The organism is Syntrophothermus sp. (assembly GCF_013314835.1).
GTDB lineage: Bacteria > Bacillota > Syntrophomonadia > Syntrophomonadales > Syntrophothermaceae > Syntrophothermus > Syntrophothermus lipocalidus.
Genome location: NZ_JABUEX010000002.1, coordinates 21,914 through 35,544 on the forward strand (window position 1 = coordinate 21,914; position 13,631 = coordinate 35,544).

Sequence of the window (13,631 nt, forward strand, 5' to 3'; positions counted from 1 at the left end):
ATTATACTCCAGTTCTCGAGAGGGAACCACAGATAAATAGATAATCACCGACCTATACAGGTAACGTGAAAACCGGCTTTAATGAAGAGGAGTTTTGGCTTGTTTATGGAAATCTATAAAAACAACGCGAACGTATGCTCGCAGGTGTGGTGAACCAAAAGAACAGGGGGCGTCTCAGTTGACGATAAGAGAAGCAGTAGATTTTTTGTGCCGAGACAGGTACTTTGCTTCCGGGATAGTTTTCAGGCACTACTTATCTCCCTCTGAGGGCAAGTACCAAGAATTCCCTGAAGCTTGTTCCAAGCAACTGGTCACCGTATATAAGAAACGAGGTATCGACAAGCTTTACTCGCATCAGGCCGAGGCTTACACGGCGGTAGTTGAGGGAAACGATGTAGTAATCGTAACCCCTACTGCTTCGGGGAAGACCATGTGCTACAACCTGCCAGTGATTGATACTATCATAAAAGAACCGGAAACCCGGGCTTTGTATATCTTTCCTACCAAGGCTTTGGCCCAGGATCAGCTGAACGAACTCGAAGAGCTGTGTTCGCTTGTGGGATCCGGCATCAAGGTGTTTACTTATGACGGGGATACGCCGGTAGACGCGAGACGTTCGGTCCGACGGATGGCCAACCTGGTGATAACCAACCCCGACATGCTGCACACGGGCATACTGCCTCATCACCCTCGATGGATTACTTTGTTTGAGAACCTGAAGTTCATTGTTATCGATGAGATGCACAGCTACCGGGGAGTATTCGGTTCCCATATGGCACACGTTATACGTCGCCTTAAGCGGATAGCCAAGTACTACGGGAGTCAACCCGTTTTCATCATGTGCTCTGCTACCATCGCCAACCCGGAGGAGTTAGCGAGCCGGCTGACGGGGGAAAGGTTTCGCCTGATATCCGAATGCGGGGCACCGAGAGGTGGGCGTTATTTTATATTCTATAACCCACCAGTTGTCAACGAGGAACTGGGAATCCGGCGTAGTTCTCTTAATGAAGCCCAAAGACTGGCAGGACATTTTTTGGACCGCGGCTTCAAGACTATTGTTTTTGCCAAAAGCAGGCTGCGGGTTGAACTATTGGGTAGGTACCTGCGGGAAAGGGAAAAGAAAAAGGCCAGGGGCAAAAACGTCAAGACTTACCGGGGAGGTTATCTCCCCAAAGAACGGCGGGAGATAGAGAAGGGACTGCGTTCAGGGGATATTGACGGTGTTGTATGTACTAACGCGATGGAGCTGGGGGTTGATATCGGCGAGCTAGATGTCAGTATTATGGCAGGGTATCCTGGTAGCATTGCCAGCACATGGCAGCAGGCCGGACGGGCTGGGCGGCGAAGCAAGGAATCGGTAACGGTTTTGGTTGCGTCCAGTGCACCGCTTGATCAGTACCTGGTTCGCCATCCCCGCTATTTCCTCGAACAATCTCCGGAGATGGGCCTGATAAATCCCGAAAATTTCATTATAAAGGCTGAGCATCTGAAGTGTGCTAGTTTTGAATTACCGGTGGCTGTTGAGGAAGTCGAAGATGATCCTGAGGCGTTAGAGATACTCGAATACCTGGTAGACAACCGGTTTCTTCACTCTGTTGATGACCGCTATTACTGGATAGCAGATGCATATCCGGCCCATGAGGTGAGCCTGCGTAGCGTTGGTGCTGCCAACGTAGTGATTATGGATGTTACGGACCCGAACCCTGTGGTTATCGGAGAAATGGATCGCAGCAGTGCCATGACGATGTTGTACGAAGGAGCCATATACCTGCATCAAGAAGGACAGTACCAGGTTATCAGGTTTGATTTCGATAATGGCAGGGCTTATGTTAAGAAGGTCAGGGTGGACTATTATACGGATGCCGATCTTGCGGTCGACATAAAGGTGCTGAACGTTTTTTCTCAGCAGGAAACGGGAGCAGCCGTGAAAAAGTGGGGAGAGGTTATGGTCACTCAGATGCCTACGGTTTACAAAAAGATAAAATACCGTACTCACGAAAACGTGGGCTACGGACCGATCAACCTTCCGCAAGAAGACATGCATACCTCAGGTTTTTGGTTGAGTATAGGTTCTGAGGTGACACAGAACATGTCTAACGAAGAAAAAGAACTGGCCCTGCTAGGTCTAGCCAACCTCTACAAGAACTTGACCCCCATTTTCCTTATGTGCGATAGTCAAGACATAGGCGTTGCTCCCCAGGTCAAAGCCGTCGAATCAGGGTTGCCTACGGTATACGTTTATGACCGGTATCCGGGCGGCATCGGCTTAGCAGAGGGATTGTTCAAGACAAATGAAGAGGTTATGGAGGCGGCTTTGGATATGGTCAAAAATTGCGGGTGCCAAGGGGGTTGTCCATCTTGTATTGGACCGCCTGTTTCAACCACCAGAAGTATTAAAGAAGTGGTGGTGAGTATTCTGACAAGATGTCTGGAATGAGTATTTACGAGCGGCTGAACGCTATTTGGAAACCTAAGAAACAGGATAGAGCGCCTCTACAAACCGGCCTCTGGGAAGAGTTAGGCTTCGTGTTTTCGAACAACCGGGCAGGAACTTTCCTGGTCCGAGAGGTTCCGGCTTTACGGATACGCATCGAGGATGGCGCGCCAGCGTACATTTGGGGCGTAATTGGGAAGAACCCTGCGCCTAGAGAACCCGAGTTGGGGAAGATGTGCTTCATTGACTTGGAGACGACAGGTTTGAACCTGGGAGCCGGAGCTTTTGCTTTTACTATAGGTATAGGTTATCTAGATTCCGGGAAAGCCAAGGTGAGGCAGTATTTCTTGCGTGATCACCGGGATGAGCCTGCTGCTCTCCATGACTTGAGGGAGTTTATGGAGCAATTCGAAGGTATAGTCAGCTACAATGGCAAGTGTTTCGACTGGCCTCTGTTATCGGATCGGTTTCTTTTTCACCGTATGAGTGTCCCAGAGCTGGAAGGGCTACACCTGGACCTTTTGCACGCAGCCAGGAGGATATGGAAGGGCGTCCTGAACAGTTTCAGCCTCAGAGAAGTGGAACGCTGTATCCTGGGGCTCGAGAGGATAGATGATTTACCCGGATACCTGGTTCCGGCTGCTTATGCTAATTTTCTCCGTACCGGTTCCACCCGGGAAATCCCTCCGATTCTGGAACACAACTACCGGGATATTGCCAGCTTGATAGAATTGTTGCAACGGCTAGGCCGTGTCTTTTTGGGAGCGGATCAATGTTGTTACCGGCAAGAAGTAGTGAATGCCGCCAGGATATGGGCGGATAAGGGGGACTATGTTCGGGCTACGGACTACCTGGAGAATTACCTGGACCGAGGAGGAGATCTTCCAGCATCTGAACTTTGTTTTTTAGCCCGGTTACACAAGCGTCAAGGGGACTATGAGCGAGCAGTTGAGCTCTGGGAAAAAACAGCGGCGACTGCCGGTCTCAATTCCGAACCCTGGATCGAACTGGCAAAGTACTATGAGCACCGGCGAAGAGATTATCCGTCTGCCCGCCAGTGTGCCCTGAGGGCTATGGAGATAGAGAGACAGTTGGCCCGGTTGACCGGGAGAGATACCGAACATTCGGACCTGGCAAAACGTTTGGCGCGGTTGGAGACGAAGCTGGGGAAAAAGGGAATTAAGAATTGAGAATTAAGAATTGAGAATGAAGAATTGGGGAGTTTGGATGCTAAGGAGGTGAAACCAATGTTTACTGTGAGTGTTAAAACGAGACAGAGAACGGAGATCATAGATATTACCGGGAATATTGAGCAATTAGTTGCATCATCAGGGGTTACCAGCGGAGTCGTAACAGTGTTTGTGCCTCATACCACCGCGGGCATCACCATTAACGAGAACGCGGATCCCACAGTAAAACAGGACATACTGTCGACTTTGGCCCAGATAATTCCGGCCAAAACCGGCTATTACCAGCACCTGGAAGGAAATTCGGATGCTCATATCAAGGCCAGTTTAGTTGGGTCCTCGGTAAACGTATTGATACATAACGGTCATTTAGTGTTGGGTACTTGGCAAGGCGTAATGTTTTGTGAGTTCGACGGACCTCGCCAGCGCAAGGTGTGGGTAAAAATATTGCCCTCGTCCGGCACTCAATAAGGCTGACATGAGTGAGAATGTTAGCTAGGAGATGGATAACGGGTTACAATCGCAAGCAAATCAGAATAATCTTTGAGTGCCGGACGGGCGCCGAGGTAGCTCTTGAATCTTTGGCTCGGTTTTGGAACGGATTCCCAGGACATCGAACGGTGTTACCACTTTAGATGATTCACACGGGATATTTCGAAAGTAGCCAAACAATATGTTTTATCAAGGAAAATCTGTGTTCATCTATCGACATCCGTGTGTATCTGTGGCTACTTTTCAAGGCAAAAACTAGGTTCCTCTTATGCCCAGGCTGTAATAAGTCTGGGGACCTGCGATTCCATCTGGGGCTATGCCGGCATCTTTTTGAAATTTTATGAGTGCCGCTTCGGTTTTGGGTCCAAACTTACCGTCACAAGGTCCTGGATTATACGACAAAGCTACCAGCTTTTTCTGCAAGGCGAAAACATCGATGCCGTTCCTGCCTTTTTGCAAATTCCTGCCTCCCATAAAGGTGCGGGTGAAAAGCTGGTTGAACGTTAACGGACCCACTACTCCATCAACAGAGATTCCAGAATCTCCCTGGAAAAGCTTAACCGCGGTTTCGGTCTTAGGACCGAAGTTGCCGTCAGCTGGGCCTCCCAGAGCAACGGCGTATTTCTTAGCCTTGGCGTTAAGCCGGTTTTGGAGAATCCATACATCTGTGTGCCTGCTGCCTCGCCTTAGAGTGCGAGCCCCGAACACCCTGCCCTGTGCGTACTTGCCCGTCGGCTGTCCCAAACACCAATAGGTCTGAGGGCCGACAATTCCGTCCACGCTTATTTGAACATATTGCTGAAACTTGATTACTGCTGACTCGGTTTTCGGCCCGAAGATACCGTCTTCGGTCAAAAGCTGTATACCCAGAGGATCTTTGAAGTAGTTGAGCAGCGATTGCAGGACTTTCACATCGGTGCCGCGGGTATAAGGGCTGGTCAAGCGGAGAAGTCTGCTCCCGAAGTAATAGTAAGTTAATCCGTCGGCGTAGGGCATAAGTAACCTCCTCTCGTGTCGGTTGCTATATAATATGTGGATTAGGGCAGAACGGTTCGCGTTATGGTAACACTCTGGGTACAGACCACATATAGTACTGTGTAATGGTACTGTGTAGACCCGAAGACCCTGCTCAGTCTTATTCTCTTTTGTGACAACGTTGAAGTTTTCGTGGACACTTGATTTGCCTGCCCGTCAGATTGTGCCAGGTCTTCACAGTTGAGTACGGGTGGGGGGGCGCGAGGGTTAACTGAAAAACAAGCGAATCATCAAGGGGGCGAAGTTTTTGGCGGTAAGCGATGGTTTGCGTCTTTTTTTGCTGGCTTTCGGGGTCGTGTTTTTGTCCGAAATGGGTGATAAGACTCAAATCACCACCATGCTGTTGGCCGGGGCTAAACCAGCACACCTGTGGTGGGTTGGCTTGGGATCAGCCCTGGCTCTGGGCTGCGCCTCTTTTATAGAGGTGATAGTTGGTACCAAGATAATCGCTAGGTTTATCAAGCCGGACACTATTAGGATACTTACAGGTATCGTATTTGTGGCTTTGGGCTTGATGTTGGTTGGCGGGATGGTGGGACAAATCCAAGCGATGAAGCTCGGTTAAAAAGTGAGGGGACGCAGGGTGCATGACCAGATCATCACGTTGGTAACAACCTATATTCTGATTGCCATGTGTGAATTAGGGGACAAAACTCAGGTGGCAGTTCTCCTTATGAGCAGCAACAGCCCCGGTAAACGCTGGCTCATCTTGGCTGCAAGTCTTTTGGCTTTAACCTCATGCGTGATCATCGAGGTTACCGTAGGAGCACATTTAGCCCGACGCATAGGCCCGGGTACTTTTAACCGGATTACCGGCTTCATTTTTTTGGTTTTGGGTGGACTAAACCTCATCAATCATTTCCGCGTACGGGCCAGAACTAACAGCCGGCAGCCAGTTCAACAGGGCGGTATGCTACACGGTTAGACAGGAGCCCGGGAACATCGATGGGCTCCCGCTTTACCTCGCAAGCACTACCAAAAAACCTATCATCCCCGCTACGAGCACGATTGTGGTGAGCACGAAAAAGAACAACTCTTTTCTAGATTTCATAGTTGGCCTCCATTCTCGTCTGTGTTCTAATTCAGCCAACCGGGGTTTCGGAACCTGATCCCAAATCAGGAGGCGATATTTCGTATACCCGTACCTTGAGAATTCTCATACCATCCACTTCAGAAATTTCAAAACGGTATTTACCTATGTCAACGTAATCGCCCGCTTGCGGTTTTCTACCCAGGAGGGAGAATATCAAACCGCCGATGGTATCGACTTCATCGTCCTCATCGAAATCGATGTCCAGGAAATCTTCCAGTTCCTCTAAAAGGACGCGCCCACTGATGACGTACTCTCCTTCCTCATTCTTGACAATTTCCGGAGGCGTCAGATCAAATTCATCATAAATCTCGCCCACGAGTTCTTCCAAAATATCTTCCATGGTGATCAGACCCGCAGTTCCGCCGAATTCGTCGGCTACGATGGCCATATGGGTTCGAGATTGGCGCATTTTCTGCATTAGTTCAGCGATAAGCATCCCTTCAGGGACGATGAGTATGTCACGCTTAAGGTCAGCGATGTTTAGGGAAAGGGGAGATCCCGCGAGCTCGAGAATGTCGCGGATATGAATGAGTCCGATTACGTGGTCCTTGTCGCCTTCGCAGAGGGGATAGCGGGTATGGCCATGCTGCCGGATGAGTTCCAGCACCTCTTCATAAGTGTCATCTGTATACAAGCAGATTATGTCCTGGCGTGGTACCATAACTTCTCTAGCCACGCGATCCGAAAAAGTGAATACCTTACTTAGAAGATTGCCTTCAACGATGTCGAGGTAGCCTTGTTCCTGACTTGCCGAAACCAGCATGCGCAATTCTTCCTCGGTGTGGGCGAGGTCAGCTTCGTTTGCCAGCTTAATGTTCATGGTTCCCAGTATAAGACGAGCAACTTCATTAAAGGCCCATACAATTGGGTAGAACAAGCGATAGAAGAACCGCAAAGGGCTGATGACGAAGAAGGCAATCCCCTCTGCTTTTTCTATGGCAACGGACTTGGGCACTTGTTCTCCCAGAACGATGTGAAACAGAGTTATCAGAATAAAAGCTATTATCCCGGCGACTGTGTGTGTGTAAACTGGCGACCATTCTGTCAAGTCGACAAACAACGGGCTAATCAAGCGGGCAATAGCAGGTTCCCCTATCCAACCCAATCCAAGCGAGGCCATGGTGATTCCCAACTGGGCTGCCGACAAATAAGGGTATATCTTTTCAACCGCTTCCAGAGCCAGTCGCGCTTTACGGCTCCCTTTGTCGGCGAGTTCCTGCAAGCGGGTTCTTCGAACCTTTACTAGCGCGAATTCACTCATTACAAAAAACGCGTTCAAGGCTACTAACCCCACGGCCAAAAGCAACATGGATATACTCCAGATGTCTATCGTTGATTCCTCCTTCTCGTAATCCCGTCGCTCCTGCATCTAATATATTCAGTTATCAATATCCAGATCTGGACAAGCCGCACTGTTGTTATTGACTATGATTTTATCATTCTTACTGACGAATATAAAGTACTGCATTAGCAAAACGATTCCAATATTATACAATCAGCATTTTGCTTCAGGCAAACCGCTATGCAGCTTTTCGCCGGCCGGGCAAGGGCCCAGTCAATCAGCTTGCCCCGAATGACTAACTAGGTGAAACCAGTAAAAGTCTACACGGGTTACTCCGTGTTGAGAAGCTTGCTGAAAGGTCCAGTTGCTGGTAGGGCCGTAATAAACGTCGATCCAAAAAGGCGATTCCCCGCGTAGGGACCAGTTCACATCGCCAGTATCTGTGACTTCAAAGTCGGTGAATTTCTGCCCCCCAATAGTCATGTATCCCGGGTTGAGAAGGTGAATGGTAGTGCCGAAAGGGATGATCGGGTCCAAGGGGTTACCTCCAGGTGTTTTTGGGTGTACGGCTACTGAACCAAGACGATAAGGCTGGCCGCTGGCTGTGGGCCGGGAACCGGGTGACTCTGTATACGCGGTAGCCAATTGTTGCTTGGCCAGGTTAATGACCATTACCCATGTGGGTGAGGGCTGGGAGGGAGCGGGGGGCACAGGTTTCTTTGCCGGTGGGGGGAAGGGTACCAGCCAGCGAGAGACGATCAGGGAGATGATAAGGCACGAAAGGAAAAGAGCAAAAACAGTAGACCAGTTCTTTTGCACGCCGTGACCTCCTAACGACCGCGGGTTTCGGTATGATTTATCTTTACCCATTTTTGTTGTATTCTATATAAAACGCGTGAAAAGCCAGGGGGTTTATTTGATTTAAACGGTAACCTGGGGGGAGCGTGCGTGTTGAAAACCAGTGAGGTAGCTAAAAAACTGAGAATTACTAACAGTCAGGTCCAAGATATGGTGGACTACGGTTATCTACCGGTGGCCGATACTTATCGCTGCAGGAGCGGAGGAATCGGGTATTTGTTTGCCGAAAACCAGCTGGAATCGATAGATGTGGCTGAAGTACTGGCTGAGATAAGGGAAATAAAGACCAGGGACAAGGCGAGGACTAAGGTCTCCGCCTGGGAATGGAAAAAGCGGCAGGTTGTTGCCCGGCGCCACGATAGATTTATAGGAATGATAGCTGATCTCCCGGATTTCCACCTGTTAAAAGCCTGCTACTACCTTTTTCATTTGAATCATTATGCCAAGGCTTATCCAGAAAAACGCGATGAACTATATCCTTTGAAAAGCCAGGTTTTGGAGCGTATAGTTAACCGGTACCCGGATCAGGTCCGGTGCGTGTATTTGATTGGTGAAGACAAGGTTCACGTATGGTTGTGCGAGGACTGTTGTAGTACAGCCCGGTCGAACGGGTACTCGTATAGGGAATACGTTGAACACCACGGCTATTGTTCGAAGTGCGAGGTGCAAGTTCTGGAACGGGAGTATTATTCATTGGTAGAATTCATCATCGAAAGCGATAATTATCGGTTCTGCTTCCACCTGCCTTTGTCGATTGCCAGAAAATGGCTGTCTGGGATAGAGGGTTTTGCCCGCGCTGACCGAGGTTTGGGTGAGCGGAGAGACGAGATGTACTTCTACGGCCGCAAGGTTACCCGGGTGGAGGAAAGAATAGTTCCACTGCCCGTGGTGGTGAGAGAGCTGCGAGATTTCCTTCAGTCTGCCGATGGGCTGAAATGAATAGCGCAAACTGTTGGTTGGACGGATGGTGGACCGGTTAAGATTTAACAGCCGGGAAAAACTCCCGGTTTTTCTGATCCGGGCCTTACATATATTAGTAACAAAAAGATGAAATTGATTATGGACAAAGGGGAGGAATTAGAGTATGGTATAATCTGAATGGGGTCGGTTGTAGTGTTAGCTTTGGAGGTGAGGCTGGTGAAAGACAGATGGAAAAAGGGTGAACCAGTGAACTTGTCGGATCTGTTGAAGATAACCCCAGTGGCAAACGAGATTCTTCGTCTGCGGGACGAGATGAACTTGAGTTGCTCGGACATACTGTGGATAGTATCAGAGATATTGGATGAAAATGAAAACCTGCAGTTAGGAGAGGCCGAAGAATTCTGCGACTCCATCGATGAAGACGAGGAACTTGATGACGAAGACTGGGATGAAAACGATGATGAGGGTTTAGAAGCCGACGAAGGTATAGATAATGCTTATTGCACTATAGAAGTGAAAATCAGGAGCCGCGGGAAGTTCCCAGAAATGGGCTTCAAGGCAGGAATCCGGGCTCGGGAGGACTTGAAGCCGTTCTTACGAATGGTGTTAGAAATGATAAATAGGTTTGGTGAATAGAACTAAAGCTGGGCAATGAAGCCCAGCTTTAGTTCTGTATGTGTATTGCAAGGATATTTCCCGGAACATCAATGTTTCTCTGCTTCCCTAAGTAATTCAGAAACCGTTACCAGTTCGTAACCTTCTCTTTTCAGTCCTTGGATTATTCTAGGCAAGGCCTCGGTAGTCTGCTTACAGGTATCACTGGCGTGCATTAGAATAATAGCCCCAGGGTGGACCTTCTTGGTAACTCTTTCCACTATGATGTCGACGCCGGGATTCATCCAGTCTAACGAATCAACACTCCATTGGATAACTCGGTAGTTGCATTCTTCTGCGGTCTGTATGACTGTGTCGTTGTAATCGCCGTTAGGGGTGCGGATTAGATTCGGTTCTATCCCGGTTACCTCTTGAATAGCTTTGTGAGCTTCTTCAATTTCTTTCTTGATCTCCGCTTTGGAGAGGGTAGAAAGGTTTACATGACGATTGCCGTGACTTCCGATTTCGTGCCCGTCAGCTTTTATCCTCTGCGGTATATCCGGATACTGTCGCACCCAAGGACCTGACAAGAAAAACGTGCACCTAACTGCCTCTTTTTTAAGGATTTCGATTACAGGCATAGGTGTTGTATTACCCCAGCTGATATCAAAAGTTAGTGCAACGATTTTTTTATTGGTAGGGACTTCGAATATTGGCTTCAACTTGTGATAGGCCTGGACATACACCACGCCGGTGGTGAAGAAGACTGTCACGGCAAGGGTGAGAATTGTAAGTTTGGCTTTTCGAGTCATATGATAGAAACCGAAGACTGCCGGTCTCATCGTCATCCCCCTTTTTTAATGGCTAGACGTGAAAAACGGGCGTGTGCTTCGCCTCACGCTGAGGGCCTTATGAGGATAAGGTGGCCAAAAAATGAACTCTCTTGTTACGCTATAGGCCATTCCTACTCTAATGGGTATTTACTATCGTGTGTATTTATTCCTGGTTTCCCTTCATCTGAATGAGCTCGCTGACGGTTACAAACCGGTAGCCTTGGGAGGTTAATTTAGCGAGGCAAATGTCCACGGTCTTGATAGTCTCCCCGCGGTTGGGCCCGCCGTCGTGAAAAATCAGTATTTGACCAGGTTTGGCGTAGTGTAGTATGTGTCCGGCTTGAATATCGGCTGGCGGCGAACGCCAGTCTTTGGTATCTTGTATCCAAGACCATGTGACGACTGTGATGCTTTTTTTAGCTAGGGCCAGGGCTAGTTCCTCGGAAATATACCCGCCAGGAGGACGGTAAAGAGCAGGCCGACGACCGGTCAAACGATAAATGAGGTTTTGGGTTTCTTCAATGTCTTTCATAGCTTTCGAGACATTCCGGTAAAGCGAGTAACTGTGAAGATATCCGTGATTACCAATCTCATGCCCCTCAAGGTGAACCCGTCGAACTAGGTCCGGATATTTTTCGGCTTGTTTGCCTATCATAAAAAAAGTAGCTTTAGCCTGGTGTTTGCTCAGAACTTGTAAGACGGCAGGTGTCCCTTCAGGATCAGGACCGTCGTCAAAGGTCATGGCAATGACCAAGGTGGATGTTTTCACTTCTGGCACCACGTTCGGAATCGCAGTACTGGGCACAGTCTTACAAGGCAAGACAAATCTCACCAACAATGAAAGCGTCAGAAGAAATAAGAGCCCCAGAATAACGATACATGTTCTTTTGCGGAGCAAGAGAATCAAGGTTCAACACCCCTATCGATAGACCGAATTTGCCGATGAAGGTGTTTCAGGGCGAACCCTTCTTGTCAAAATTCTATTTTGTGTACTACTAGTCAATGCCGTGAATAATTTCCAGTTTCATATGGTCGACTTCTCACCAAACTATGATAAGGAAAGGAGGTGAGGGCTGAAATGAAAAAAAGCTGGCTTCGCGTGTTAACTTTGATTACAACGCTGTTGTTCATTCTTACCGGGGCAATTGGGTGTGAGAAGTCGCAAAAGACGACTCCAGCCAAGAAACCCGCCACCGTTCGAAAAACGGTAACGCAACCCCAGAAGAAGCCCGTAACATCAACCATTACCGCAACCGAAGCCGACCGAATAGCCAAATGCTTGGCTCAGGAAGCGGTGAAAGTGAAAGGCGTCAACAAAGCTTACGTAGTTGTCGATACCACTGGAGCCAAACCGAACGCCTATGTAGGTGTGAATCTGACCCCGGACGTTAAAGGAGCCCAAACCGATAAGGTTAAAAAGGAAGTGGAGAAAAAGCTCAAGTCAGCTGAGCCCCGGCTATCGACCGTTAACGTGACCAGTGATCCGGATTTGGTCAAGCGCATCCGCGACCTGGCCAGTGCGATCGCTAAAGGGCGGCCCATATCCGGGTTTGCCAACGAGATAAAGGAACTGGCGAGGAGGATTAAACCTACATCCAGGTAATGAAGACCGGGTGGAACCTCGGTTAACAGGAGAGAATGAGCAATTCGTATTGAAACAAGCACCGGGAATGGTGCTTGATTTTTAGAAAATACGTGGTAATATTATAAACGTGGAACAAGTGGGCGCTTAGCTCAGAGGGAGAGCACTTCCTTGACGCGGAAGGGGTCACAAGTTCGAGTCTTGTAGCGCCCACCATATTGAACACGAGAAAATCCCGATATGTCGGGATTTTTTTTAGTTTGTAGAAAAAATACGGCAGAAGATTTGTCCTTCGACGAATTCCTAGATCTCGGACTTTTCTTCTATGCGGAGTAACGAGGGAGTAACAAATGGAGTCACAAACTCGAGTTCGAAGAATAGCCGCAAACGGCCAAGCCCCACGAAATTGTTAAAATAATCCTGAAGCTGTTACTGCAACCACCGGTCTATGCGCTGCTTTTCTTCCAGGACGCCCCTGAACAGATCCCCTATCTTTTCCAGCCTTTCGGCCATGTTCCGGATGCTGAACATAGAGGGCACCGCGCCGTCTTCCAGTTCATCCCACGTAACCGGTGCGGAAACCGTTGCTCCTGCCAGAGGCCTTGGGCTGTACGGTGCTATCAGGGTTTTGCCCTTCACGTTTTGCAGATAATCTAGGTATACTTTACCCCTGCGGTTTTTTATGCTCCTTTCCGTCGTGGCTTTTTCCGGAAAAGTCTTTTCCAGCACCCTGCAGAAAAATTCGGCAAAGGTCCTGACCTGCAGGTAAGTGTACCTGGCCTCCACCGGCACGTAGACCTGCAGGCCAGTAGCGCCGGAAGTCTTAGGGAAGCCCTTCAGCCCTTCCATCTCGAGCAATCTTTTCAGGGCTAGCGCCAGCTGCCGAGCATCCTCGAAACCTGTATTTTCCATGGGGTCCAGATCGAAGACCACGAAATCAGGGTAGTCGATAGTCCACACCCGGGAAAGCCAGGAATGCATCTCCAGGCTGGCCTGGTTGGCGGCCCAGATAAGGCTTTTCACATCATTTATGAGTGCATACCTTATCAGCTTCCTCCGGTGGCCGGCATTACTTTCTTCATCGTAAGTCATGATCCAGTCCGGGGCGTAATCGGGTACGTTTTTCTGGTAAAAAGCCTTGCCGTATATTCCATCGGGGTAGCGCGTAAAAACCAGGGGGCGGTCCTTGAGGTGGGGTAGAATGTAGGGAGCTATCCGCAGGCAATAATCGATAAAATCAGCTTTTGTTATATTTTCCTCAGGCCACATCACCTTTGAGAGGTTTGTCAGTTCCAGCTTTTCGCCTTCTACGACTACCAC

The 13,631-nt window shown here is 48.9% G+C and carries 15 protein-coding genes and 1 tRNA gene; 10 read left to right on the forward strand and 6 right to left on the reverse strand.

What is annotated here, in order from left to right; all coding sequences use genetic code 11:
* Positions 1–178 precede the first annotated feature (178 nt).
* The 3 genes from HPY90_RS01325 to HPY90_RS01335 are packed head-to-tail and all read left to right on the forward strand — an operon-like array spanning position 179 to position 4,092.
* Positions 179–2,437 carry a DEAD/DEAH box helicase gene (locus HPY90_RS01325; RefSeq protein WP_287190226.1) on the forward strand — a complete coding sequence of 753 codons (2,259 nt, stop codon included), beginning with the start codon at positions 179–181 and terminating at the stop codon, positions 2,435–2,437.
* A complete protein-coding gene (locus HPY90_RS01330; RefSeq protein WP_287190228.1) occupies positions 2,434–3,624 on the forward strand; it encodes a ribonuclease H-like domain-containing protein in 1,191 nt (396 codons plus the stop codon). The genes HPY90_RS01325 and HPY90_RS01330 overlap by 4 nt, the downstream gene beginning before the upstream one ends.
* Before the next feature lie 57 nt (positions 3,625–3,681).
* Positions 3,682–4,092: a secondary thiamine-phosphate synthase enzyme YjbQ gene (locus tag HPY90_RS01335; RefSeq protein ID WP_287190231.1), complete on the forward strand. Its 411-nt coding sequence runs from the start codon at positions 3,682–3,684 to the stop codon at positions 4,090–4,092.
* Between the two features lie 276 nt (positions 4,093–4,368).
* On the opposite strand, the gene HPY90_RS01340 is transcribed toward HPY90_RS01335, so the two are convergent.
* Positions 4,369–5,109: a peptidoglycan-binding domain-containing protein gene (locus HPY90_RS01340; protein WP_287190233.1), complete on the reverse strand. Its 741-nt coding sequence runs from the start codon at positions 5,107–5,109 to the stop codon at positions 4,369–4,371.
* 286 nt (positions 5,110–5,395) lie between these two features.
* Here HPY90_RS01340 and HPY90_RS01345 point away from each other — a divergent pair, with 286 nt between their 5' ends.
* Both HPY90_RS01345 and HPY90_RS01350 read left to right on the forward strand, forming a co-directional pair.
* Positions 5,396–5,713: a TMEM165/GDT1 family protein gene (locus HPY90_RS01345; protein WP_013175685.1), complete on the forward strand. Its 318-nt coding sequence runs from the start codon at positions 5,396–5,398 to the stop codon at positions 5,711–5,713.
* A gap of 18 nt (positions 5,714–5,731) precedes the next feature.
* On the forward strand, positions 5,732–6,073 hold the full coding sequence (locus HPY90_RS01350) for a TMEM165/GDT1 family protein (protein WP_273698406.1): 342 nt from the start codon (positions 5,732–5,734) through the stop codon (positions 6,071–6,073).
* Positions 6,074–6,230: 157 nt separating this feature from the next.
* Here HPY90_RS01350 and HPY90_RS01355 read toward each other — a convergent pair whose 3' ends face one another.
* Positions 6,231–7,550 carry a hemolysin family protein gene (locus HPY90_RS01355; RefSeq protein ID WP_287190523.1) on the reverse strand — a complete coding sequence of 440 codons (1,320 nt, stop codon included), beginning with the start codon at positions 7,548–7,550 and terminating at the stop codon, positions 6,231–6,233.
* 246 nt (positions 7,551–7,796) lie between these two features.
* Positions 7,797–8,195: a DUF8837 domain-containing protein gene (locus HPY90_RS01360; protein WP_502707178.1), complete on the reverse strand. Its 399-nt coding sequence runs from the start codon at positions 8,193–8,195 to the stop codon at positions 7,797–7,799.
* Between HPY90_RS01360 and HPY90_RS01365 the strand changes: the two genes are divergently transcribed.
* The 3 genes from HPY90_RS01365 (at position 8,128) to HPY90_RS01375 (ending at position 9,938) form a co-directional block, all read left to right on the forward strand.
* Entirely contained in the window at positions 8,128–8,349 is a 222-nt protein-coding gene (locus HPY90_RS01365; protein WP_287190245.1) for a hypothetical protein, read from the forward strand. The two genes, HPY90_RS01360 and HPY90_RS01365, sit on opposite strands and share 68 nt — an antisense overlap.
* 122 nt (positions 8,350–8,471) lie before the next feature.
* The gene (locus tag HPY90_RS01370; RefSeq protein ID WP_013175680.1) at positions 8,472–9,320 is read left to right on the forward strand and encodes a hypothetical protein; all 849 of its coding nucleotides are present in this window, start codon (positions 8,472–8,474) and stop codon (positions 9,318–9,320) included.
* Between the two features lie 198 nt (positions 9,321–9,518).
* A complete protein-coding gene (locus HPY90_RS01375) occupies positions 9,519–9,938 on the forward strand; it encodes a hypothetical protein (RefSeq protein ID WP_287190248.1) in 420 nt (139 codons plus the stop codon).
* 68 nt (positions 9,939–10,006) lie between these two features.
* Here the strand turns inward: HPY90_RS01375 and pdaB are convergent, their stop codons facing one another.
* Together pdaB and HPY90_RS01385 are read right to left on the reverse strand one after the other, a co-directional pair.
* The gene (gene pdaB / locus HPY90_RS01380; RefSeq protein WP_013175678.1) at positions 10,007–10,738 is read right to left on the reverse strand and encodes a polysaccharide deacetylase family sporulation protein PdaB; all 732 of its coding nucleotides are present in this window, start codon (positions 10,736–10,738) and stop codon (positions 10,007–10,009) included.
* Positions 10,739–10,892: 154 nt separating this feature from the next.
* Positions 10,893–11,498: a polysaccharide deacetylase family protein gene (locus HPY90_RS01385; protein ID WP_287190251.1), complete on the reverse strand. Its 606-nt coding sequence runs from the start codon at positions 11,496–11,498 to the stop codon at positions 10,893–10,895.
* Between the two features lie 309 nt (positions 11,499–11,807).
* Here HPY90_RS01385 and HPY90_RS01390 point away from each other — a divergent pair, with 309 nt between their 5' ends.
* Both HPY90_RS01390 and HPY90_RS01395 read left to right on the forward strand, forming a co-directional pair.
* Positions 11,808–12,332 carry a YhcN/YlaJ family sporulation lipoprotein gene (locus HPY90_RS01390; protein WP_287190254.1) on the forward strand — a complete coding sequence of 175 codons (525 nt, stop codon included), beginning with the start codon at positions 11,808–11,810 and terminating at the stop codon, positions 12,330–12,332.
* Positions 12,333–12,452: 120 nt separating this feature from the next.
* Positions 12,453–12,527 (forward strand) — tRNA-Val (locus HPY90_RS01395).
* Between the two features lie 213 nt (positions 12,528–12,740).
* Here the strand turns inward: HPY90_RS01395 and ligD are convergent.
* Positions 12,741–13,631 carry a non-homologous end-joining DNA ligase gene (ligD, locus tag HPY90_RS01400; RefSeq protein WP_287190524.1) on the reverse strand — a complete coding sequence of 297 codons (891 nt, stop codon included), beginning with the start codon at positions 13,629–13,631 and terminating at the stop codon, positions 12,741–12,743.